The following is a 22,243-nucleotide window of genomic DNA, read 5'->3' as shown; positions in this document are numbered from 1 at the left end:
CAACGCCGAAGCGAGGTTGTTTTCACACCCATCAATACCTCTGGGACCTCTATCCTCGCACTGATTGACCGCACGGAGACAGCAGCAAAACGCAACCGAATTCGGGGAAGTGCAACGAGGTGTGTAAATCCTGCACGCCTCGCTTACACTCTGATTTTTCTAGGATTTATCCGAAGGATTCGCCGCGGGTTTGCTGTAGATGGCATCCGGGGCAATGTTCATATGCTTCAGCACCGGCCCCATGATGTTGCCAAACACCGGCGCGGCTACCGAGCCACCAAAGTGATCGCCCGCGGTGGGATGGTTAATCATCACCACCAGCGCCACTTCAGGATGGCTGGCGGGCGCGATACCGGCGGTGTAGTTGACGTAGCCGCCATCATATTTACCGCTGGTGCCCATTTTTTCCGCGGTACCCGTTTTGGTTGCCAGCCGATAGCCCGGCACGGCCGCTTTGATCCCGGTGCCGCCTGGCAGCACGTCGCTCTCCAGCATATGCACCACCTCTTTGACCGTCTCCGGGTTCGCCACCTGCTTGCCGAGCACCGGCGGCGTTACGCGGGTAATCGAGAGCGGACGGTAGATGCCATAGGAACCGAGCGTGGCGTATTCACGGGCGATTTGCAGCGGCGTGACCCGCAGGCCGTAGCCAAAAGAGAAGGTCGCCCGTTCAATGTCCGCCCAGCGGGCACGGTGTAGCGGGAAGTAGCCGACGCTCTCGCCGGTCAGCCCGAGGCCGGTGGGTTTGCCGAGGCCGAAAGCGTGGTAGGTGTTGACCAGCGCCTCGGCGGGCATCGCCAGCGCGAGATGTGAGACGCCGATGTCACTCGATTTTTGCAGAATGCCGGTCATGGTCAGACGCGGCCAGTGGCCGACGTCGCGGATCAGGTGACCATTCACACTGTAGGGCGTGGTATCAATCACCGAGTCCGGGCGCACCAGATGGCGCTCCAGCGCTTCCATCACCACCAGTGGCTTCACCGTCGATCCCGGCTCATAGCTGTCGTTGATCGCCGTGTTGCGCATCTGCGCCGGGGTCGCCCCTTCATAGTTGTTGGGGTTGAACGACGGATAGGAGGCCATCGCCAGAATCTCGCCGGTGTCGATCTTCACCAGCACCGCCGCGCCGGAATCCGCCTTGTTGATCAGCACGCCGTCGCGCAGTTTGCTGTAGAGGGTGTATTGATCATATTTGTCGATGCTGAGCTGCACCGTTGGCGGCTGGGTCGGCGGCTGATAGTTGATCATCGCGATGATGTTGCCCATCGCATCCTGACGATACTCCTCTTTGCCCGGCTCGCCCTGCAACACCTTATCAAAGCCTTTTTCCAGCCCGTTCAGGCCGACGTTATCCGCCCCCACAATACCAATCAGCGTCGCCGAGGCTTCACTCATCGGATAGAAACGGCTGTCGTCATAGACTTCACTGATGCCTTTCAGCTTCAGCGCTTTAATATCCCGGGCGATGCCCAGCTCCACTTTACGCCCCAGATAGAGGAAGCGGCGTTTCGGGTTGGCAGTGATCTGTGCCGCCAGATCTTCTGGCCGGGTGTTGAGCGCGGCGGCAAGATAGGCCCATTTGGCACTGGTAAAGTCGGGGTTGCTCTCCAGTACACGCTGCGGATCGGCGATCACATCACGCGACGGGACGCTGAGCGCCAGCGCTTCGCCGTTGCGATCCAGCAGGGTGCCGCGGCTGGTCGGCAGGGTGACGGTACGCAGCGATCGCTGATCCGCCTCGTGCTCCAGCATCGGCTGGTTCAGGAATTGCAGGTCCGCCACCCGCGCCAGCAGGACCACCAGACAGCCCACCACACCCAGGCAGATCAGGCGAAAACGAAAAGGGTTAAACGGGGCTTTTATCTGGTCTTTTCCCAGTAATTTTTTAATCCGGGGCATGGCAATCCGCTGCGCAAAATAAAGAAAAGGGGGATGAAGCCAGCAGTTATAAAGAAAGCGCTCACCAGATAACAGGAAAACTGTGTATCAGTTCGTTATCAGGCGCGGAAACGGGGATAAAAAAAACCTGCGCATCTGCGCAGGCTGGTGTAATCAAAAAATTTATTGATGTTCACCCATCAATACCTCTGGGATCCTGACTGTAGCAAGGCGCATTCACCGGCTGCTATCGCCTAAACGCAACAGTTACCGGCAAAATGTAACCAGCCATGAGATCCTTACGCTATTCTGCAATCCTGATGTTTTTTGATTTCCACCAGGCAGCTCATGGCGTTTGGCCCCTGAGTCAGTGACGAGGTGCCGATGTCGAGCGTCAGCACATTGGGGTTGCCCGAACGATCGTAAGGCTGCCACGCCTGACCAAAACCGGGATCAAACCAGGCACCGGTGGCGATAATCACCACGCCCTGCGTCAGCCCGTCGCTGAGCCGTACCCCCGCCAGCATCACGCCGCGCGCGTTGCTGACCTCAATCTCATCCCCGTCAGCGATACCGCGCGCCGCCGCATCCTGCGGATGCATATAGAGCGTCTCATGCCCGGCGGTTTTATTGCCCTGCACCGTTTCCGTTCCATCCAGCTGGCTGTGCAGCCGATCGGCAGGCTGGATAGAGATCATATGCAGCGGATAGTCGCGGCTGACCGGCGACCCCAGCCACTCCTGCGGTTCACGCCACTCAGGATGACCGGCGACCCCAGCCACTCCTGCGGTTCACGCCACTCAGGATGACCGGCGAAATCCGCCAGCTGATAATCGGCAATCGTCTGGCTGAACAGCTCAATTTTGCCGCTGGCGGTGTTGATCGGGTTGGCCTGCGGATCGGCGCGGAAATCATCCATAAAAATATAAGGCTTGCCGCCCTCCGGGATCTCCACAAAGCCGCGCTGCCAGAACTCGTCAAACGCCGGGAAATCGATGCCCTTACGCTGATGCGCCGTGGCGCACTGCTGATAAAGATGGGCGATCCACTGCATCTCGTTGCGCCCTTCGGTGAAGGTGTCGCGGTAGCCGAGCCGCTCCGCCAGATCAGCAAAAATATCGAAGTCGTTGCGCGCCTGGTGCTGCGGTTTGATCGCCTGATGCATCGCCAGCACAAAGCGGTCGCGCGAGGAGCCGCCGATGTCGTTGCGCTCCAGCGTGGTGGTGGCCGGCAGCACGATGTCCGCCATCTGCGCGGCCGGTGTCCAGACAATATCCTGCACCACCACCGTATCGGGCCGCTGCCAGCCCGCCACCAGCCGGTTGAGCTGCTGATGATGATGGAACGGATTGCCGCCCGCCCAGTGCACCATATGAATATCGGGATAGTGCAGGGTTTCGCCCTGGAAGGTGTAGGGCTGGCCGGGATTGAGCAGCATGTCGCTGATGCGCGCCACCGGAATCGACAGCCCGGCAGGATTCGGGCCGGTGCTCATCATCGGAGCGGGCCCCTCCTGGCGGGGGTTGCCGACGCTGTTCATCGAACCGTGGCCAAACGAGAAGCCCGCGCCTGGCAGGCCCGGCTGACCGAGCATCGACGAGAGCGCAATCATCATCCAGTAGGGCTGTTCGCCACGATGGGCGCGCTGCACCGAATAGGAGCAGGTGATAAAGCTGCGCTTGCCGGTGAGCTGCTGCGCCAGCAGCACGATGCGATCGGCCGGAATGCCGGTGATGCGGCTGGCCCAGCCCGCGGTTTTCGCCACGCCATCGCTCTCGCCCAGCAGATAGGCGCGCAGCTGCGGCCAGCCGGTGCAGTGGCTGGCGAGAAATGCCTCGTCGACCGCGCCGCGCTGGGTAATCTCATACCCCAGCGCCAGCATCAGCGCCACGTCGGTGTTGGGGCGAATCGGGATCCACTCGGCGTTGACGAAATCGGGGCAGTCATCACGCATCGGGCTGATATTGATCACCGGCGTGCCTTTGGCTGCCAGCTGCGTCAGCGCCGGTTTCAGACTGTGCTGTCCGGCTCCGCCCGAGGCGACCTGGGCGTTTTTCAGCGCCAGCCCGCCAAAGGCGACAAAGATCTCCGCATGTTCCACCACCTGCGGCCAGTCGGTGACGCGCCCGGTCAGCGGCATGTAGGTGCCAATCACATAGGGCAGGAAAAACTGCGCCGCGCCCCAGCTGTAGTTGCCCTGCTGATCGACACCGCCGCCGCCCTGAAAGTAGAAGCGCCGCACCAGGGTACGCGCATGGTTGACGCGCCCCGCCGATGACCAGCCATATGAACCATTGAAAATGCCCGACGCGCCGTAGCGCTCGCGGATGCGACGGTTTTCATCCGCCACCAGATCCAGCGCCGTCTCCCAGTCCACCGCAACAAAATCTTCCCGGCCACGCAGCGTGCGGTCGCTGTTCTCGCGTGACTTCAGCCACGAGCGACGCACCATCGGCTGGCGGATGCGCTTATCGGAATAGACCAGTTCAGGGATGGTGTGGATCATTGGCGACGGATCGGCATCGGCGAAGAAGGGCTCGCAGCCGATCAGGCGATCGTTTTCAGTGATGGCGCTAAAGGCGCCCCAGTGCGCCAGATGTGGCACTTTGGTTTTCATCGTTGTTTTTCACGGCAGAAAGGGGGGAGATTGAGCATAACATGGGGCAGCGTCTCAGCAGAAGCGCGGCCTGAGCAGCCGGTTTTCGCCCTTTTTGCGACAGCGCTGACATTCTGTCGGGTTGATGTGCCCGCCCTTTTCCGTAACACTGATGCGATGTGTAAACGTTTTCCCCGGAACAGGTCAACGCATGGCTACCATAAAGGATGTTGCGCGACTGGCTGGCGTTTCTGTCGCCACAGTCTCGCGTGTAATTAATAATTCTCCCAAAGCCAGCGACAGCTCCAGACAGGCCGTAGGTCAGGCGATGGAGCAGCTTCAGTATCACCCGAACGCCAACGCACGCGCGCTGGCGCAGCAGTCGACCGAAACGCTCGGTCTGATCGTGGGCGATGTCTCCGATCCCTTTTTTGGCGCAATGGTCAAAGCGGTGGATGAGGTGGCAGGCGAAACCGGTAACTTTTTACTGATTGGTAACGGTTACCATAATGAGCAGAAAGAGCGGCAGGCGATTGAACAACTGATGCGTCACCGCTGCGCGGCGCTGGTGGTTCACGCCAAGAAAATCCCCGACGCGGAACTGGAAGTGCTGATGAAGCAGGTGCCGGGCATGGTGCTGCTCAACCGGCTGATCAAGGGCTTTGAAAAGCGCTGCATCGCGCTGGACGATCGCTACGGCGCCTGGCTGGCGACCCGCCATCTGATTCAGCTCGGCCATCAGAATATCGCCTTTATCTGCTCGACCCACACCATTTCCGACGCCGAAGATCGCCTTCAGGGTTACTACGACGCGCTGAAAGAGCACGGCCTGCCGTGCAACGATCGGCTGGTCACCTGGGGTGAACCGGATGAGGTGGGCGGCGAGCAGGCGATGACCGAACTGCTGGGGCGCGGCAAAAAGTTTACCGCCGTCGCCTGCTACAACGACTCGATGGCCGCGGGCGCGCTGGCGGTGCTGAGCGACAACGGCGTCCGCGTGCCGGAAGAGATGTCGCTGATCGGTTTTGATGATGTGCTGGTCTCGCGCTATGTGCGTCCGCGTCTGACCACGGTGCGCTATCCGATTGTGACCATGGCGCAGCAGGCCGCGCAACTGGCGCTGGCGCTGGCCAACGATCAGCCGCTGCCGGAAGTGACCCATATGTTCAGCCCGACCCTGGTACGTCGCCACTCGGTCAGCGGCCCGGCCTGAACCGGCGGCGGCCGGTTTAGCGGGCCGCCGCGATCCATCCGCGTTTCACCCTCCCCACTCCGCTCAGATCGGCGCACCCTCTCCCCACCAGACCCCGAAATGAAACCGTCATCGGCCGCTTTTTTGCCGCCGGGTCAGAATTTTCCACCGGGTTAAGGCTTCCTTGTTTCAGGTCAAACTAAGGCGTATTAATTCGCAGAAATCACCATATGTAGTGGATAGAATTCACCTGACCCCTATATGTAGTTTATGGAGAGAGAAATGGCGACGGTGGTAATCAAGCGTGACGGGTGCCGCACAGGCTTTGACGCGGAGCGTATTCAGCAGGCCGTAGCAGCGGCGGCGCAGGCGGCCAGCATCGAGGATGCGGCCTGGTGTGCACAGGTCGCCCGGCGCGTCGCCGCGCAGCTGGCTGACCGCCCGGAAGTGGAGATCCGTGAGATCCAGTGCGCGGTCGAAGAGACGCTGATGGCGGGCCCCTACCCGCAACTGGCACGCGCCTACATTGAATACCGCCACGATCGTGATGTCGCGCGCGACCGTCAGAGCCAGTTACATCACGCCATTCGCGGGCTGGTCGATCAGACCAACGCCGCGCTGCTGAATGAAAACGCCAACAAAGACAGCAAAGTGATCCCGACCCAGCGCGATCTGCTGGCCGGGATCGTGGCGAAGCACTACGCCCAGCAGCAGATCCTGCCGCGTGATGTGGTGCTGGCCCATGAACGCGGTGAGATCCACTATCACGATCTCGACTACTCCCCCTTCTTCCCGATGTTCAACTGCATGCTGATCGATCTGAAAGGCATGCTGACCAACGGCTTCAAAATGGGCAACGCCGAGATCGAGCCGCCGAAGTCGATCGCTACCGCCACCGCGGTAACGGCGCAGATCATCGCTCAGGTCGCCAGCCACATTTATGGCGGCACCACCATTAACCGCATCGATGAGGTGCTGGCTCCCTTTGTGGAGCAGAGCTACGCCCGCCATGTGGCGATTGCGGAAGAGTGGCAGATTCCGCAGGCGGAGCAGTATGCGCGCCAGCGTACGGAGAAAGAGTGCTACGACGCCTTCCAGTCGCTGGAGTATGAGGTGAATACCCTGCACACCGCCAACGGCCAGACGCCGTTTGTCACCTTTGGCTTTGGACTGGGCACCGACTGGGCGGCGCGGCTGATTCAGCAGTCGATTCTGCGTAACCGGCTGGCGGGGCTGGGCAAAAACCGTAAAACCGCGGTGTTCCCGAAACTGGTGTTCAGCATCCGGGAAGGGGTCAACCGCCGGGCGGGTGACGTCAACTACGACATCAAGCAGCTGGCGCTGGAGTGTGCCAGCAAGCGGATGTATCCCGATATTCTCAACTACGATCAGGTGGTTAAAGTTACTGGCTCGTTTAAAACGCCGATGGGCTGCCGCAGCTTCCTCGGCGTCTATGAGGAGAACGGCGAGCAGATCCACGAAGGCCGCAACAACATTGGGGTGATCAGCCTCAATCTGCCGCGCATCGCGCTGGAAGCGGCCGGTGATGAAGCGCGCTTCTGGCAACTGCTTGACGCCCGTCTGCTGCTGGCTAAGCGGGCGCTGATGACCCGCGTGGCGCGGCTGGAGAAAACCAAAGCGCGCGTCGCGCCGATTCTCTATATGGAAGGCGCGTGCGGCGTGCGGCTGAACGCCGATGATGAGATTGGACCGATCTTCCGTAATGGCCGGGCGTCACTGTCGCTGGGCTATATCGGCCTGCATGAGACCCTGAACGCGCTGAGCGGCGGTCACGCCCATCCTTATGATGACGCGGCGCTGCGCGCTAAAGGGGTGGAAATTGTTGCCTTTATGCGTGACGCCACCGAACGCTGGAAAGCGGAAACCGGCTACGGCTTCAGCCTCTACAGCACGCCGAGCGAAAACCTGTGCGATCGCTTCTGCCGGCTTGATGCGGCGCAGTTTGGCGTGGTGCCGGGCGTCACCGACAAGGGCTACTACACCAACAGCTTCCACCTCGACGTCGAGAAGAAGGTCAATCCCTACGACAAAATCGACTTTGAAGCGCCCTATCCGCCGCTGGCGAATGGCGGATTCATCTGTTACGGCGAATACCCGAACGTGCAGCACAACCTCAGGGCGCTGGAGGATGTCTGGGATTACAGCTACGACCGCGTGCCCTACTACGGCACCAACACACCGATTGATGAGTGCTACGAGTGTGGCTTTAACGGCGAGTTCACCTGCACCAGTCGCGGCTTTACCTGCCCGAACTGCGGCAACCACGATCCGGCGCGCGTCTCCGTTACCCGGCGGGTCTGCGGCTATCTGGGCAGCCCGGATGCGCGGCCGTTTAACGCCGGTAAACAGCAGGAAGTGCAGCGTCGTGTCAAACATCTGGCGGAGGGGCCGCTGGGATGATGCATATCCATCGCTACTACGATGTGGATATTGTCAATGGACCCGGCACCCGCTGTACGCTGTTTGTCGCTGGCTGCGAGCATCAGTGTCGCGGCTGCTACAACCAGAGCACCTGGCGGATCGACTCCGGTGTGCCCTTTACCCTGGCGATGGAGGAGCAGCTGCTGGCGGACCTGAAGGACAGGCGCATTCCGCGCCAGGGGTTGTCGCTGAGCGGCGGCGATCCGCTGCATCCGCATAACGTGCCGCACATTCGCCGTCTGGTGAAGCGGGTGCGACAGGAGTGCGCTGACAAGGACATCTGGCTCTGGACCGGCTACCGGATGCAGGAGCTGAACGCGGCGCAGCGCGACGTACTGGACTATATCAACGTGCTGATTGATGGCCGCTTTGTCGAAGAGGAGAAGGATGCCACGCTGCCCTGGCGCGGCAGCCGTAACCAGGTGATCTGGCAGCTACGCTGAGTGACGCGGGATCTCGCCCGACTCAATAAGTGTGACGCGCTCGCCGCCTGGTGTGAAAGCCTGCTGATGCAGACAGCGCGCCACATCCTGCGCCGTCACGGCCCGCCAGTTACCCGGCAGCAGGGAGAACAGCGGACCCGCCAGACTCTCACCCCGGCGCGTCTGCGTCCGCTCGCCCAGCAGCAGTGAAGGCCGCACCAGCGTCAGACGCGGCCAGCCCTGATGACGCAGCGCGTTCTCCATTTCGCCTTTGACGCGATTATAGAAAAACGGTGAGTGGCGATTCGCGCCGTGGGCGCTCACCACCAGCATCTGCTTCGCCCCGAGACGTAATCCGCATAACCCGCTGTCCACCACCAGGGTGTAATCGACATGGATAAAGGCCTGTTTACTGCCCGCCTGCTGGCGCGTGGTGCCGAGGCAGCAGAACACCGTATCCAGCGAACTCTCCAGCGGCCCGAGCACATCGGTGAGATCGGCTTCAACCAGATTGACCACTTTCTGCATCGCGGGCAGTGGCCGCCGGGTGGGCGCGATGATCTCATCGACGCGCGGATCCTCAACCAGTAAGCGCAGCAGATGCGACCCGACTAAACCGGTGGCACCGGTCAGTAATACGCGATTCATCTCAGATTCGTCCTTATTTCACTGCTGACAGCTTAAAAGATAGCTGATCTTCGCGGGCTGGCTTGCGTTCTCACCCTGAGCGACCAGGCTTAAGTCGTTACCGGAAAGCGCTTCTCGCGCTCCACACGATTAAGGAGGAAAAAAAATGAGCAAGAAAGTTGCGGTTTTGATTACCCATGAATTTGAAGACTCAGAATTTACCTCACCCGCCGAAGTCTACAAACGCGCTGGTTTTGAGGTGGTCACCATTGAGAAACAGGCCGGGAATACCATTAAAGGGAAACAAGGCGAAGCGGAAGTGACTATCGATCGCAGCATTGACGACGTCAGTCCGGCTGAATTTGACGCTCTGCTGCTGCCTGGCGGCCACTCGCCCGACGCGCTGCGCGGCGACGATCGCTTTGTCGCCTTTACCAAAGAGTTTGTCGCCAGCGGCAAGCCGATTTTCGCCATCTGCCACGGCCCTCAGCTGCTGATCAGCGCTAACGGCGTGCGCGGTCGCAAGATGACCACCGTGAAGGCGGTTGCCGTTGACCTGATTAACGCCGGTGCCGACTTCCATGATGAAGAAGTGGTGGTCGACAACGACAAGCTGGTGACCAGCCGTACCCCAGCCGATTTACCCGCCTTTAACCGCGAATCCCTGCGGATCCTCGAAGCGCTGTAGAACGGTCACGCCCTTTTCCGCTGAAAAGGGCGTTTTACTCTTCCCGCTGCCAGGCAATTTTTTTGCCGAATCCCAGCGCATTATCGGTCATCTTCACCTCATCCAGCACAATCTCCCACAGCGGCGCAGAGACTTTGCGCGAAACCGGAAAACGTTTCTGATAGGCGGCTCTGGCCACCGTTTCGGTCTCCTCATCCAGCCGGCTGATACGACCACGATACTGCACCCCTTTGATCAGCAACACGGTTCTCGGCTGCCCGTTCACCGTGCCCGCCACCTGCGGGTTCTGCATCATCAGCGTGCCGTGACGGGTCTCCGGCTCGGTCATGATCCAGAAGACCATGCGCGCCTCATCAAAGACGTAGTAGCAGTTAGCGCACCACAGCTGATCGCCAGCGGCAGAACAGAGTGAAAGGACATGCTGTTTTCTGAGGTAGCGAACCAGATGGGCGTGATCGGACAAGGTGAACTCCTGGCAGTGTGCACCGGAGAGTGAAGCGCGCTACACTGCCCGGCACCTTATTTTGAGAAATGATGACGATGAGTCAGCGCTGGCAACTCTACATGGTCCGCACCGCGAAAGGGAGCCTCTATACCGGCATCACCACCGACGTGGCGCGCCGGGTCGAACAGCACCAGTGTGGCCGTGGTGCGCGCGCGCTGCGCGGTAAAGGCCCGCTGGATCTGGTGTTTCACTGTGAGGCGGGCGATCGCGCCACTGCTTCCCGACTGGAGTATCAGGTTAAGCAGCTGACCCGCCAGCAGAAGCTGCTGTTAGTGGCGAATCAGCCGCCTGACCTGGAGAGCTGGTTCGGCGTGCCGGTTAAGGCTGACGATTAAAAGGCTCGGCGTAGTCGATCTGCCCTTCCGCACCGTCAAAGGCGTTATCCGCCAGACGGTAAACCTGGAACGTCGCCTCTGTGCCTGGCCAGCGGCAGTGCAGGCCGTAGCGGGCTGCCGGTTCAAAGCCGAAACGGTTATAGAGCGCCGGATCGCCCAGCACCACCACCGCGCTGTAGCCAAACTCATTCAGCGTATCCAGACCTTCATAAATCAGCTTGCTGGCAATCCCCTGACCGCGCAGGCTCTCGTCAACCGCCAGCGGTGCCAGACCGACCCAGCCGCGATCTTCACCCTGGACGCTGACCGGACTGAATGCCGCGTAACCCAGCACCTGTCCCTCATCATCGGTGGCGACCACGCCCAGCGTGAGCAGGCCATCTTCGCGCAGCGCCTGGGTCAGTTCAGCCTCGGCTGAGCTACTGAAGCAGCGTCTGAGCAGCGCGTCGATGCCGGCGGCATCCACCCCAATTTCACTACGGATCAACATGCGGCACCTGCGCGCGCCTGTGCGGTCTTCGCGTCCTGTTTCATTCCGGCTTCAACAAATGCGGCCATCTGCTCAATGGCCGTGCGTAACGCGGTGGGCATAGCCTCGGGTTCAATAGCATCCATTACGTTCTTCACCTCAAGTCCCAGTTCAGTGTCACCTTCAATCACCAGCCGGCGCTGAAAGAACAGCATATCGGGATCTGCTTTGCGTGCTGCCACCAGCAACAAATCATTGGCATTGCCGCGAAACCAGACATCGGCTTCGCCCTGTTGCAATACCGCCAGTCGGCCATCCTGCATCGTGGTTATCCATCGCAGATTGAGATCGGCAATGTCGATACCCAGCAAGCGTCCGTCCAGAAAGTCTAACTCACCTTCAGCCAAAGCATCGCGAAATTGCCAGTTCAGCAGCGGTTGCAGAACCCGCTGCTTAAGCGGGAAAGGAACAAGCGCTGAAGGTAAGCCTAAGAATTTAGGAGCATTTTTCACAAAATGGGCATGGATCCGCTCTAACACTTTCTTTACTCTCTTGGGGAAATTTTATCTATTTTGCCATATCCGTTTCTGCGCGCCGTCTCTGAGATCAAGAAAAACCCCGGTCGGCAGCGGAAAAAAAGTGCCTCCCGCCCCGCTGATTTTGAATTTCACTGCCTCAAATCAACACACTACTCAGGTCAGATGCCTAGACTCGACGCCCATCTGCATGTCGAGAGGATCACCTATGGAACTGCTTTGTCCGGCAGGAAATCTACCCGCCGTTCGTACCGCCGTCGAAAATGGTGCGGATGCGGTGTATGTGGGACTGAAAGATGACACCAACGCCCGCCACTTCGCCGGGCTGAACTTTACCGATAAAAAACTGGCGGAAGCGGCGCGCTATCTGCACCAGCATCGCCGCAAACTGCATGTGGCCATCAACACCTTTGCTCATCCCGATGGCATGGGACGCTGGCAGCGGGCGATCGACGTGGCGGCGCAAAACGGTGCCGACGCGCTGATCCTGGCGGACATCGCCACGCTGGAGTATGCCGCCACGCGCTATCCCCAGGTTGAGCGCCATCTGTCGGTGCAGGCCTCGGCGACCAATCTCGAGGCGATTCGCTTTTATCACCGCCACTTCGATCTCCAGCGCGTGGTGCTGCCGCGCGTACTGTCGATTCATCAGGTGAAGCAGCTGGCGCGCACCAGCCCGGTGCCGCTGGAGGTGTTCGCCTTTGGCAGCCTCTGCATTATGGCGGAAGGCCGCTGCTATCTCTCCTCCTGGCTGACCGGCGAATCGCCCAACAGCGCGGGTGCCTGCTCACCGGCGAAGTTTGTGCGCTGGCAGCAGACGCCGCAAGGCATGGAGTCACGCCTGAATGAAGTGCTGATCGATCGCTACGCCCCCGATGAAAGCGCGGGCTATCCGACGTTATGCAAAGGGCGCTATGAGGTTGACGATCAGCGTTATCACGTGCTGGAAGAGCCCACCAGCCTGAATACGCTGGAGCTGCTGCCGGAACTGCTGCGGGCGGGCATCGCCTCGGTAAAAATCGAAGGTCGTCAGCGCAGTCCCGCCTATGTGGCTGACGTGGCGCGCGTCTGGCGGCAGGCGATTGACCGCTGCAAGGCGCAGCCGGAACAGTTTGAGGTTGCGCCTCAGTGGATGCGGACGCTGGGCGATCTCTCGGAAGGCACGCAAACCACGCTGGGTGCCTATCACCGTGAATGGCAATAAGGAGTGATGATGAAATATGCCCTTGGGCCGGTGCTCTGGTACTGGCCAACGGACACGCTGGAAGCGTTCTATCAGCAGGCCGCCCGCAGCAGTGCGGATATTATCTATCTCGGCGAAGCGGTATGCAGTAAACGCCGCGCCACCCCCTACGCCCGCTGGATGGCGCTGGCGCGTGAAGTGGCGGCCAGCGGCAAACAGGTGGTGCTGAGCACGCTGGCGCTGTTGCAGTCGCCGTCTGAGCTGAAAGAGCTGCAACGCTACGTGGAGAACGGTGAGTTTCTGATTGAAGCCAATGACTTCGGCACGGTCAACATGGCGGCTGAGCGTCATCTGCCGTTTGTCGCTGGCCCTACGCTGAATGTCTATAACGCGGATACGCTGCAACTGCTGGTGAAAGAGGGCATGACGCGCTGGTGTATGCCGGTTGAGATGTCGCGTGACTGGCTGTTGCAGCTGTTGCAGCAGTGCGAAACGCGCGGTATCCGCCAGCAGTTTGAGGCGGAAGTGCTGGGTTACGGCCATCTGCCGCTGGCGCTCTCGGCGCGCTGCTTTACCGCGCGCTCTGAAAACCGGGCGAAAGATGATTGCGAAACCTGCTGCATCAACTATCCCACCGGCCGCCGCGTCACCTCCCAGGAGGGTCAGCAGGTGTTCGTGCTGAACGGTATTCAGACCATGAGCGGCTACTGCTACAACCTCGGTAACGATCTGGCGGGCATGCGTGACTGGGTCGATTGCGTACGTCTCTCGCCGCAGGATAGCGCGACGCTGGATGAGATCGACCGCTTCCGCGCCAATGAAAACGGTCAGGCTCCGCTTATGGTGGCGAAAGGCAACGATTGTAACGGCTACTGGCGCAAACTGGCAGGGATGACGCTGGCATCCTGAACAGAAAGCACATACCGGCTATACCCTGCCGAGGTTAGCAGTTTTAATATCAGACATGATGCGTAATACTAAATGGTGCAGGATTTCCCGCCTGCGCCATATAACGGGAGTAGTCATGTCTGATAAAAAACCTCTTCGCCTGTCCGTGCTGGATCTCGCGCCGATCCCACAGGGCGCGACCGCACGCAATGCGTTCCATAATTCACTGGCGCTGGCGCGTCAGGCTGAAAAACTGGGCTATCAACGCTACTGGCTGGCAGAACATCACAACATGACGGGCATCGCCAGCGCCGCCACCGCGGTGCTGATTGGCTATCTGGCGGCAAACACCGAGACCCTGCAACTCGGCTCCGGCGGCATTATGTTGCCCAACCATGCGCCGCTGGTGATTGCCGAGCAGTTTGGCACTCTGGCCTCCCTCTATCCCGGTCGTATCGACCTGGGTCTGGGTCGCGCGCCTGGCTCGGATCAGCGCACGATGATGGCGCTGCGCCGTCATCTCTCCAGCCTGCATGCTGACACCTTCCCGGAAGATGTGGCCGAACTGATTAACTGGTTCGATGCTGAAGCGGGTGAACAACTGCCGGTTCAGCCGGTGCCGGGCGTCGGTCTGAAGATTCCGGTCTGGCTGCTGGGCTCCAGCCTCTACAGCGCGCAGCTGTCGGCTAAAATGGGCCTGCCGTTTGCTTTCGCCTCCCATTTCGCCCCCGACCAGCTGTTTCAGGCGCTGCATGTCTACCGCGAGAACTTCCAGCCTTCAGCGCGTCTCGACAAGCCTTACGCTATGGTCTGCATCAACGTGGTCGCCGCTGATAATGAACGCGACGCGCGCTTCCTGTTTACCTCGCAGCAGCAGCAGTTCATTAACCTGCGCCGCGGCAAACCAGGCCCGCTACCGGCACCGGTTGAGAACATGGATAACCTCTGGTCGCCTTCCGAGCAGTATGGCGTGCAGCAGGCGCTGAGCATGTCACTGGTGGGTGATGGTGACAAAGTGCGTCACGGTCTGGCTTCGCTGATGCGTGAAACCCAGGCGGATGAGATCATGGTCAATGGTCAGATCTTTGACTGTGAGGCGCGTCTGCGTTCGTTTGCCATTGCGATGGAGGCGGCCCGCAGCCTTTAAGCCCTGCCGCGGTGAGCGCATCAGCGTGGCGCTCACCGCCTGTTAACCGCAATCGCGCGCTGGCGGCTGGCCGTAAAACCGCCGATATTCCCGACTGAACTGGGAGGCGCTCTGATAGCCAACCCGGTAGCCCGCCGTTCCCGCATCAAGCTTTTCCACCCTCATCAGCCGTCGCGCCTCATTCAGCCGTAGCTGTTTCTGATACTGCATCGGTGTCATCGCCGTCACCGCTTTAAAATGGTGATGCAGGGAAGAGGTGCTCATGCCAACGCTGCTGGCCAGCTGCTCGATCCTCAGCGGCTGGTGAAAGTTTTCCCGCAGCCAGCGCGCCGCCTGCGCCACCCGGTTGCCGGGCCGATCGGCCAGCGCCATATTCAGGATGCGCGGCCCTTCCGGTCCGGTCAGCAGCCGATAGAAAATCTCCTGCTCAATCAGCGGGGCCAGCGCGGCAATATCCTCAGGATGATCGAGCAGCCGCACCAGCCGGATCACCGCATCCACCAGCAGAGGCGACATCTTATGTACGGTGACACCGCGTTCATTACGTGCCGTCACCGGTAACCGCGCCGGCGGAAACTGGTCGAGATAGCGCATCAGCCTTGATTCATTAATGGTGATGCCGATCCCCAGGTTGGGCTTTTCCGGCGTGGCGGCGGTGACGCAGGAGCGCACCGGCATATCCAGCGTCACCAGCAGCAGATCGCCCGGCCCATAGTGCAGCACCTCATCGCCGATGTGCAGGGCTTTACCGCCCTGCGCCACCAGCGCAAAGCTGGCCCATTGGGCAATGTGTGTCGGTTGGGTCGGTGCCGAGCTGCGGCCAAAAAAGAGGCACTCTATCGCGCTGTTATGCCGCCCATCCTGCGGGGCATGACGGGCGATTAACTCTGCCAGCGCCTGCCACTTATCTTTCTCTGTCACGCTCTGTTCTCCTGCTACCCGTTACCTGATTGCCGCGGTGATATTACCTGACCCGGAGCGGGATGCCTTTCCCGCCACCCCACTTTTGCAGGATTGTGCAAAAAGCTTGCAGGATTGCGCTACCCGCTTTTCGCCGCTGTCGCGCATAGTCTGTCGACGCAATCATGACGGTGGAGAACAACACGATGAAAGCACTGGAGAATAAAATTGCGCTGGTGACCGGGGCGTCAAAAGGCATTGGTGCAGCTATTGCTATCGCTTTCGCGGCTGCCGGCGCGCGGGTGGTGGTCAACTACCGTCAGGATGAGGCGGGCGCGGCTGATGTGGTCAGCGATATTATCCATCTCGGCAGCGAGGCGGTGGCCGTGCAGGCGGATGTCTCCCGGCTGCGTGATGTGGAGCGGCTGTTTGTCACCACGCAGCAGCATTTTGGTCCCCCCGATATTGTGGTGAACAATGCCGGCAGTTTTCATCACGGTGAATTTGCGGCGCTGACGCCAGAAGAGATGCAGCAGCAGATTAACGTCAACCTGCTCGGTACGCTGATGGTGTGTCAGCAGGCGGTTCGCCATTTTCCCGCTCAGGGAGGCTGCATTATTAATCTCAGCGCCCTGAACAGTCAAAACAGTACCCCAGGTTCTGTGCTGTGGGCGGCAACAAAAGGGGCGGTCGATACCCTGACTCAGGGCCTGGCGCGTGAGCTGGGCGCAATGAATATCCGGGTTAACGCCCTGGCACCGGGGATGATTCTGACGGAGGGGCTACTGGCCGCGAAGAAGATGAGTCCACAGCTTAAGGCACAGCTGCTGGCCGCCACGCCGCTGGGCCGCTTTGGTCTGCCGGAAGATGTGGCGCAGGTGGCGCTGTTTCTGGCGTCTGACGAGTCCGCCTGGGTCAGCGGCGAGCGGGTGATCATCAGCGGCGGTGCCTGAAACGCATAAAAAAAGGGAAGCCAATGGCTTCCCTTTTTTATTACGACAGGCTGTCGTTATGCGTCACGACGACGTGGAGCGGCTGCGCCATCTTCACGACGTGGACCACGGCTGCCTTCACGGTTGAAGCTGCGTCCGCCGCCTTCACGACCACCTTCACGGCGCTCAGAAGAGAAACGACGACCGCCTTCACGGTTGCCCGGACCCGCAGGACCACGACGCTCACCACCGGCTGGACGACGATCGCCACGGCCTTCGTTTGGCTGTGCATCACCCAGCAGCTGCATATTCATCGGCTTGTTCAGAATACGGGTGCGGGTGAAGTGCTGAAGCACATCGCCTGGCATGCCTTTCGGCAGCTCGATAGTAGAGTGCGTACCGAACAGCTTGATGTTACCGATGTAACGGCTGCTGATGTCGCCTTCGTTCGCAATCGCGCCAACGATATGACGAACTTCAACACCATCATCGCGACCCACTTCAATGCGATAGAGCTGCATTTCGCCAACGTCACGACGCTCACGACGTGGACGGTCGCCATCACGGCTTTCACGTGAACCACGCGCTTCACGGCTGTCACGACGGCCATCACGATCGTCACGATCGCGGTATTCGCGACGTGCAGGACGTGGCGCTTCCGGTGGCAGGATCAGCGGACGTTCGCCCTGTGCCATCTTCAGCAGTGCGGCGGCCAGCGTTTCCAGATCCATCTCATCTTCTGGCTGCATTTTCGCCAGCAGACCACGGTACTGGTCCAGATCGCTGCTTTCCAGCTGCTGCTGAACTTTAGCGGCGAACTTAGCCAGACGACGCTCACCCAGCAGTTCTGCGTTAGGCAGCTCAACTTCAGGGATGGTCAGCTTCATGGTACGTTCGATGTTGCGCAGCAGACGACGCTCGCGGTTCTCAACGAACAGCAGCGCACGGCCCGCACGACCGGCACGACCGGTACGGCCGATACGGTGAACGTAAGATTCGGCATCCATTGGAATGTCGTAGTTAACCACCAGGCTGATACGCTCAACGTCCAGGCCACGGGCCGCAACGTCGGTCGCAATCAGGATGTCGAGACGACCATCTTTCAGGCGCTCCAGCGTCTGCTCACGCAGGGCCTGGTTCATGTCACCGTTCAGCGCGGCGCTGTTGTAGCCACTGCGCTCCAGCGCTTCCGCCACTTCCATCGTCGCGTTTTTGGTACGGACGAAGATGATGGCAGCATCAAAGTCTTCTGCTTCCAGGAAGCGAACCAGCGCGTCAGTTTTACGACCATAAGCGGTCCAGTAGCTCTGGCTGATGTCAGGGCGCGTCGTCATGCTTGACTGAATACGCACTTCCTGTGGATCTTTCATGAAGCGTTTGGTGATGCGACGAATCGCTTCCGGCATGGTTGCAGAGAACAGCGCGGTCTGATGATCGGCTGGGATCTGCGCCATAATGGTTTCAACGTCTTCGATGAAGCCCATACGCAGCATTTCGTCGGCTTCATCCAGCACCAGGCCGCGCAGGTTAGAAAGGTCTAACGTGCCGCGTTTCAGGTGGTCAAGCAGACGGCCAGGCGTACCCACAACAACCTGTGGTCCCTGACGCAGTGCACGCAGCTGCACGTCATAACGCTGGCCGCCGTACAGGGCAACCACGTTCAGGCCACGCATATGTTTAGAGAATTCGGTAACTGCTTCAGCAACCTGTACCGCCAGTTCGCGGGTCGGTGCCAGCACCAGGATTTGCGGTGCTTTAACAGTCGGGTCAATGTTGTGTAACAGCGGCAGCGAGAACGCCGCAGTTTTACCACTCCCGGTCTGCGCCATGCCTAACACGTCACGGCCCGCCAGCAGGTGAGGAATACACTCAGCCTGGATTGGGGATGGCTTAACGTAGCCCATGCCATTCAGTGATTCAAGGATGTCGGCGTTCAGGCCAAGGTCAGCAAAAGTGGTTTGAATATCAGTCATGTAGTACACGTGCCTCTTAGATTGCGGCGGCCAGTCTACATAACTCGTCGTGAAAACTTTCAGTCATTTTCATCAAAAAGTGTGAACCGGCTCAAATTAGAAGTTTTGACGAACAGAAAAGCCTTCATCCTTTAAGATGATGACTTAACAGGTTTTACAGGCAAATTAAGTTCGTCAGCTATTGCTGGTCAGATTCTGATAAATCGTCTTGTGCCTGGCCGAGTTGCGCCAGTTCCAACAATGCGTATCGGTGTTCAACAAAGTTATTGACGTTGTTGGCCACCGCCAGTTTGAACAACGCTTTCGCGTCGTCCTTCTCCCCCAGACTTAGGTAGTACTTACCTAAATAGAAGTTGGTTTCACTGAGATGTTCAGCGAGCGAGGTGTTATCCGTTGCGTCCGCCTTGAGACTTTCCATCAACGTTTTCTCGTTGATATCTCCAAGGTAGAACTCGACAATATTCCATCCCCATTGGTCTCTGACCGCTTTGTCGTGACGCTGTTGAAGCGCGACTTTTGCCTTGTCGGCATCCATCTCACGTTCAACGAGATAGAGCCACAGACTGCGGAAAGGATCGTTAGGATCGTCTTGATAAAACGCCAGCAGATCATCTTGCGCTAACTTGTATCGACCGCCGTAATAGAGGGCGATACCACGGTTTAAATGCGCATAGTTGTAAGTTGGATCAAGCTCAAGTACAGAATCGAACGCTTCATAGGCGGCATCAAAGTTGCCCGCCTGCGTTAAGTATATGCCTAAATAGTTAAACACTTCAGGCATATCTGGTCTTATAGACAGCGCTTGCGAAAAATCGTTCCGCGCTAATGCCCGCAGACCTAAACTATCATACAACACTCCGCGCTCATATAACAGCTGTGCGCGTTCATCATCGGTCAGGGCACGACTGGCAAGAATTTGTTCCATGCGCGCCAGAATCACTTCCTGTTGCAGTGTGGGCTGTAAAGGCACTGCAAGAACTTCGTTCTTACGCCAATTGGAGTTGCTGCATCCTGCCAGCGTCAAAGCTGTCGCAACAAAACACCAGCGCAGAAAAGGCTTCATTTCCCACTCCCGAATACAAACATTGGGATAACCATCCTGTCATCCGCCTGCTGTGCACAAGGATTCCCGCCCTCGCGATGATACAAACGCCCCTCTCTGCCTGGCAGAGAGGGGCAAATCAACAACGACTTATTCAGCGTCAGGCGTGGCCACCGCGGCAGCTTCTTCAGCCTGCGGCTTAGATTCTGTCGCTTCTTTGATGCTCAGACGTACGCGGCCCTGGCGATCGACTTCCATCACCTTCACCGGCACTTCCTGACCCATCTGTAGATAGTCAGTCACTTTCTCAACGCGCTTGTCAGCGATTTGCGAAATGTGGACCAGACCCTCTTTGCCGCCGCCGATGGCAACAAAGGCACCGAAGTCAACGATACGGGTCACTTTACCACTGTAAATGCGGCCCACTTCGATCTCTGCGGTGATCTCTTCGATACGACGAATCGCTTCTTTCGCTTTCAGACCATCGGTCGCCGCGATTTTCACCGTGCCGTCATCTTCGATTTCAATCGTTGTGCCGGTCTCTTCGGTCAGTGCACGGATCACTGAGCCGCCTTTACCAATCACATCTTTGATCTTGTCAGAGCTGATTTTAATAGTGTAGATGCGTGGTGCGAATTCAGAGATCTCGGTACGCGGCGTGCTGATAGCCTGTTCCATCACGCCCAGAATGTGCAGACGCGCACCCTTGGCCTGGTTCAGCGCTTCCTGCATAATTTCGCGGGTGATACCTTCGATCTTGATATCCATTTGCAGCGCGGTGATACCTTCACGGCTACCGGCTACTTTAAAGTCCATGTCGCCCAGGTGATCTTCGTCGCCGAGGATGTCCGACAGAACCACGAACTTCTCATCTTCTTTCACCAGACCCATTGCGATACCGGCAACGGCGGCTTTGATTGGCACGCCCGCGTCCATCAGCGCCAGAGAGGCACCACAGACTGACGCCATTGAAGAGGAGCCGTTGGATTCGGTGATTTCAGAGACGACACGTACGGTGTACGGGAACTCTTCCGCTTTAGGCATTACCGCTAACACACCGCGCTTCGCCAGACGACCGTGACCAATTTCACGACGCTTCGGCGAGCCTACCATGCCGGTTTCGCCGACAGAGTATGGAGGGAAGTTGTAATGGAACAGGAAGCTGTCGGTACGTTCGCCCATCAGCTCATCCAGGTTCTGCGCATCACGGGTGGTGCCCAGCGTGGCAGTAACCAGCGCCTGGGTTTCACCACGGGTGAACAGAGAAGAACCGTGAGTACGTGGCAGTACGCCAGTACGCACGTCCAGGCCGCGGATCATATCTTTTTCACGACCGTCGATACGTGGCTCACCGTTCAGGATACGGGTACGTACGACGTTCTTTTCCAGGCTGTGAACGATGTCGCCAATTTCTGCGCCATCCAGCGTCTCGTCTTCCGCCAGCAGCGCGGCAATGGTTTCGTCTTTGATGACGCCAACCTGCGTGTAACGCTCCTGCTTGTCAGTGATGCGGTAAGCATCGCTGATGCGCGCTTCTGCCAGGGCAGCGACGCGAGAGATCAGTGCGGTGTTGGCGGCTTCTGGCTGCCAGTCCCAGCGCGATTTGCCCGCTTCGGCAACCAGTGCATTAATGTTTTCGATAACGACCTGCTGCTGGTCGTGGCCAAACACCACGGCACCCAGCATCTGCTCTTCTGACAGGATCTCAGCTTCAGATTCCACCATCAGGACAGCATTCTGCGTACCGGCAACCACCAGATCCAGACGAGACTGTTTCAGCTCATCGGCGGTCGGGTTCAGGACGTACTGGTCGTTGATGTAGCCAACACGCGCCGAGCCGATTGGGCCATTGAACGGCAGACCAGAGAGGGCCAGCGCAGCGGAAGCACCGATCATCGCAACGATGTCAGGGTGAACCTGTGGGTTCACAGAGACGACAGTGGCGATAACCTGAACTTCATTAACAAAACCTTCCGGGAACAACGGGCGAATCGGGCGGTCAATCAGACGCGCAATCAGGGTTTCGCCTTCGCTTGGGCGGCCTTCACGACGGAAGAAGCTGCCTGGGATACGACCAGCAGCGTAGGTACGCTCCTGATAGTTGACGGTCAGTGGGAAGAAATCCTGACCAGGTTTAGCTTTTTTCTGACCTACTACGGTGACGAACACCGCGGTGTCGTCCATGCTCACCATCACGGCAGCGGTTGCCTGGCGAGCCATCATGCCGGTTTCCAGCGTGACGGTATGTTGACCATATTGGAATTTGCGTACGATCGGATTCAGCAAAATCAAAGTCCTTAACTTCGGGGCAGAGCTATCTGTAGCCCGCCATTAATTACCAACCTTCAGTTGCATCCTCGCGACTAATGACAACCCTCGACCGCCCCTGCGGTAAAGCCTCTCATTAGCCGCGCGAAATTCTGCAAACTAAAGATCACACTAAGCAACAATACATCAGTTTGGGCCGGATTGCTGCCGATTGCTCGAA

At 58.8% G+C, this 22,243-nt stretch carries 19 protein-coding genes and 1 pseudogene; 9 read left to right on the top strand and 11 right to left on the bottom strand.

Translation table 11 applies throughout. The features are described from left to right. Positions 1 to 159 precede the first annotated feature (159 nt). Together ACCW71_RS12665 and ACCW71_RS12660 are read right to left on the bottom strand one after the other, a co-directional pair. On the bottom strand, positions 160 to 1,899 hold the full coding sequence (locus ACCW71_RS12665; protein ID WP_436371837.1) for a penicillin-binding transpeptidase domain-containing protein: 1,740 nt from the start codon (positions 1,897 to 1,899) through the stop codon (positions 160 to 162). Positions 1,900 to 2,177: 278 nt separating this feature from the next. Then, positions 2,178 to 4,495 (bottom strand): annotated as a pseudogene (locus ACCW71_RS12660) (molybdopterin guanine dinucleotide-containing S/N-oxide reductase). Positions 4,496 to 4,685: 190 nt separating this feature from the next. On the opposite strand from ACCW71_RS12660, the gene galR reads away from it, so the two are divergent. From galR to nrdG, 3 genes are all read left to right on the top strand, one after another. Then, positions 4,686 to 5,687: an HTH-type transcriptional regulator GalR gene (gene galR, locus ACCW71_RS12655; protein WP_436371835.1), complete on the top strand. Its 1,002-nt coding sequence runs from the start codon at positions 4,686 to 4,688 to the stop codon at positions 5,685 to 5,687. Positions 5,688 to 5,948: 261 nt separating this feature from the next. After that, entirely contained in the window at positions 5,949 to 8,087 is a 2,139-nt protein-coding gene (gene nrdD / locus ACCW71_RS12650; RefSeq protein ID WP_436371833.1) for an anaerobic ribonucleoside-triphosphate reductase, read from the top strand. After that, the gene (gene nrdG / locus ACCW71_RS12645; RefSeq protein ID WP_436371992.1) at positions 8,087 to 8,551 is read left to right on the top strand and encodes an anaerobic ribonucleoside-triphosphate reductase-activating protein; all 465 of its coding nucleotides are present in this window, start codon (positions 8,087 to 8,089) and stop codon (positions 8,549 to 8,551) included. Before nrdD ends, nrdG begins: the two co-directional genes overlap by 1 nt. Here the strand turns inward: nrdG and ACCW71_RS12640 are convergent. Beyond that, positions 8,543 to 9,178: an NAD(P)H-binding protein gene (locus ACCW71_RS12640; protein WP_436371831.1), complete on the bottom strand. Its 636-nt coding sequence runs from the start codon at positions 9,176 to 9,178 to the stop codon at positions 8,543 to 8,545. The two genes, nrdG and ACCW71_RS12640, sit on opposite strands and share 9 nt — an antisense overlap. Before the next feature lie 145 nt (positions 9,179 to 9,323). Here ACCW71_RS12640 and ACCW71_RS12635 point away from each other — a divergent pair, with 145 nt between their 5' ends. Further along, positions 9,324 to 9,845, top strand: coding sequence for a type 1 glutamine amidotransferase domain-containing protein (locus ACCW71_RS12635; RefSeq protein WP_436371829.1), 522 nt, complete (start codon positions 9,324 to 9,326; stop codon positions 9,843 to 9,845). Positions 9,846 to 9,879: 34 nt separating this feature from the next. Here the strand turns inward: ACCW71_RS12635 and ACCW71_RS12630 are convergent, their stop codons facing one another. Next, entirely contained in the window at positions 9,880 to 10,308 is a 429-nt protein-coding gene (locus tag ACCW71_RS12630; protein ID WP_436371827.1) for a YhbP family protein, read from the bottom strand. Positions 10,309 to 10,385: 77 nt separating this feature from the next. Here ACCW71_RS12630 and ACCW71_RS12625 point away from each other — a divergent pair, with 77 nt between their 5' ends. Further along, a complete protein-coding gene (locus ACCW71_RS12625) occupies positions 10,386 to 10,685 on the top strand; it encodes a GIY-YIG nuclease family protein (RefSeq protein WP_436371826.1) in 300 nt (99 codons plus the stop codon). On the opposite strand, the gene ACCW71_RS12620 is transcribed toward ACCW71_RS12625, so the two are convergent. After that, complete coding sequence (locus ACCW71_RS12620; RefSeq protein ID WP_436371824.1) at positions 10,669 to 11,175, bottom strand: GNAT family N-acetyltransferase; 507 nt, start codon at positions 11,173 to 11,175, stop codon at positions 10,669 to 10,671. The two genes, ACCW71_RS12625 and ACCW71_RS12620, sit on opposite strands and share 17 nt — an antisense overlap. Next, a complete protein-coding gene (gene ubiT / locus ACCW71_RS12615; RefSeq protein ID WP_436371822.1) occupies positions 11,169 to 11,693 on the bottom strand; it encodes a ubiquinone anaerobic biosynthesis accessory factor UbiT in 525 nt (174 codons plus the stop codon). The genes ACCW71_RS12620 and ubiT overlap by 7 nt, the downstream gene beginning before the upstream one ends. A gap of 205 nt (positions 11,694 to 11,898) precedes the next feature. Here ubiT and ubiU point away from each other — a divergent pair, with 205 nt between their 5' ends. From ubiU to ACCW71_RS12600, 3 genes are all read left to right on the top strand, one after another. Continuing rightward, the gene (ubiU, locus tag ACCW71_RS12610; protein ID WP_436371820.1) at positions 11,899 to 12,894 is read left to right on the top strand and encodes a ubiquinone anaerobic biosynthesis protein UbiU; all 996 of its coding nucleotides are present in this window, start codon (positions 11,899 to 11,901) and stop codon (positions 12,892 to 12,894) included. 9 nt (positions 12,895 to 12,903) lie between these two features. Then, positions 12,904 to 13,782: a U32 family peptidase gene (locus ACCW71_RS12605; protein WP_436371818.1), complete on the top strand. Its 879-nt coding sequence runs from the start codon at positions 12,904 to 12,906 to the stop codon at positions 13,780 to 13,782. Positions 13,783 to 13,897: 115 nt separating this feature from the next. After that, positions 13,898 to 14,908, top strand: coding sequence for a luciferase-like monooxygenase (locus tag ACCW71_RS12600; protein WP_436371816.1), 1,011 nt, complete (start codon positions 13,898 to 13,900; stop codon positions 14,906 to 14,908). Positions 14,909 to 14,950: 42 nt separating this feature from the next. Here ACCW71_RS12600 and ACCW71_RS12595 read toward each other — a convergent pair whose 3' ends face one another. Further along, a complete protein-coding gene (locus tag ACCW71_RS12595) occupies positions 14,951 to 15,829 on the bottom strand; it encodes an AraC family transcriptional regulator N-terminal domain-containing protein (protein ID WP_436371814.1) in 879 nt (292 codons plus the stop codon). A 185-nt stretch (positions 15,830 to 16,014) separates the two neighbouring features. Between ACCW71_RS12595 and ACCW71_RS12590 the strand changes: the two genes are divergently transcribed. Further along, positions 16,015 to 16,761, top strand: a complete 747-nt coding sequence (locus ACCW71_RS12590) for an SDR family NAD(P)-dependent oxidoreductase (protein WP_436371812.1) — start codon at positions 16,015 to 16,017, stop codon at positions 16,759 to 16,761. Between the two features lie 56 nt (positions 16,762 to 16,817). On the opposite strand, the gene ACCW71_RS12585 is transcribed toward ACCW71_RS12590, so the two are convergent. From ACCW71_RS12585 to pnp, 4 genes are all read right to left on the bottom strand, one after another. Then, complete coding sequence (locus tag ACCW71_RS12585) at positions 16,818 to 18,713, bottom strand: DEAD/DEAH family ATP-dependent RNA helicase (RefSeq protein ID WP_436371810.1); 1,896 nt, start codon at positions 18,711 to 18,713, stop codon at positions 16,818 to 16,820. A gap of 16 nt (positions 18,714 to 18,729) precedes the next feature. Then, the gene (gene yrbN / locus ACCW71_RS12580) at positions 18,730 to 18,786 is read right to left on the bottom strand and encodes a protein YrbN (protein WP_098053093.1); all 57 of its coding nucleotides are present in this window, start codon (positions 18,784 to 18,786) and stop codon (positions 18,730 to 18,732) included. Positions 18,787 to 18,891: 105 nt separating this feature from the next. After that, positions 18,892 to 19,776 carry a lipoprotein NlpI gene (gene nlpI, locus ACCW71_RS12575; RefSeq protein ID WP_436371808.1) on the bottom strand — a complete coding sequence of 295 codons (885 nt, stop codon included), beginning with the start codon at positions 19,774 to 19,776 and terminating at the stop codon, positions 18,892 to 18,894. Between the two features lie 129 nt (positions 19,777 to 19,905). Further along, a complete protein-coding gene (pnp, locus tag ACCW71_RS12570; protein ID WP_436371806.1) occupies positions 19,906 to 22,041 on the bottom strand; it encodes a polyribonucleotide nucleotidyltransferase in 2,136 nt (711 codons plus the stop codon). Positions 22,042 to 22,243: the final 202 nt, after the last annotated feature.

This window comes from Pantoea sp. C2G6 (genome assembly GCF_051336815.1).
Classification (GTDB): domain Bacteria; phylum Pseudomonadota; class Gammaproteobacteria; order Enterobacterales; family Enterobacteriaceae; genus Pantoea.
The sequence above is the reverse complement of the archived record's forward strand: the minus strand, read 5'-3'. Positions and strand labels throughout refer to the sequence as shown.

Coding starts and splice junctions, on each gene's coding strand:
- nrdD (WP_436371833.1), top strand. CDS start 5,949: ATGGCGACGGTGGTAATCAAGCGTGACGGGTGCCGCACAGGCTTTGAC.
- ACCW71_RS12620 (WP_436371824.1), bottom strand. CDS start 11,175: ATGTTGATCCGTAGTGAAATTGGGGTGGATGCCGCCGGCATCGACGCG.
- ACCW71_RS12635 (WP_436371829.1), top strand. CDS start 9,324: ATGAGCAAGAAAGTTGCGGTTTTGATTACCCATGAATTTGAAGACTCA.
- ACCW71_RS12590 (WP_436371812.1), top strand. CDS start 16,015: ATGAAAGCACTGGAGAATAAAATTGCGCTGGTGACCGGGGCGTCAAAA.
- ACCW71_RS12600 (WP_436371816.1), top strand. CDS start 13,898: ATGTCTGATAAAAAACCTCTTCGCCTGTCCGTGCTGGATCTCGCGCCG.
- ACCW71_RS12625 (WP_436371826.1), top strand. CDS start 10,386: ATGAGTCAGCGCTGGCAACTCTACATGGTCCGCACCGCGAAAGGGAGC.
- ACCW71_RS12665 (WP_436371837.1), bottom strand. CDS start 1,899: ATGCCCCGGATTAAAAAATTACTGGGAAAAGACCAGATAAAAGCCCCG.
- ubiU (WP_436371820.1), top strand. CDS start 11,899: ATGGAACTGCTTTGTCCGGCAGGAAATCTACCCGCCGTTCGTACCGCC.
- nlpI (WP_436371808.1), bottom strand. CDS start 19,776: ATGAAGCCTTTTCTGCGCTGGTGTTTTGTTGCGACAGCTTTGACGCTG.
- ACCW71_RS12640 (WP_436371831.1), bottom strand. CDS start 9,178: ATGAATCGCGTATTACTGACCGGTGCCACCGGTTTAGTCGGGTCGCAT.
- galR (WP_436371835.1), top strand. CDS start 4,686: ATGGCTACCATAAAGGATGTTGCGCGACTGGCTGGCGTTTCTGTCGCC.
- ACCW71_RS12585 (WP_436371810.1), bottom strand. CDS start 18,713: ATGACTGATATTCAAACCACTTTTGCTGACCTTGGCCTGAACGCCGAC.
- nrdG (WP_436371992.1), top strand. CDS start 8,087: ATGCATATCCATCGCTACTACGATGTGGATATTGTCAATGGACCCGGC.
- ACCW71_RS12605 (WP_436371818.1), top strand. CDS start 12,904: ATGAAATATGCCCTTGGGCCGGTGCTCTGGTACTGGCCAACGGACACG.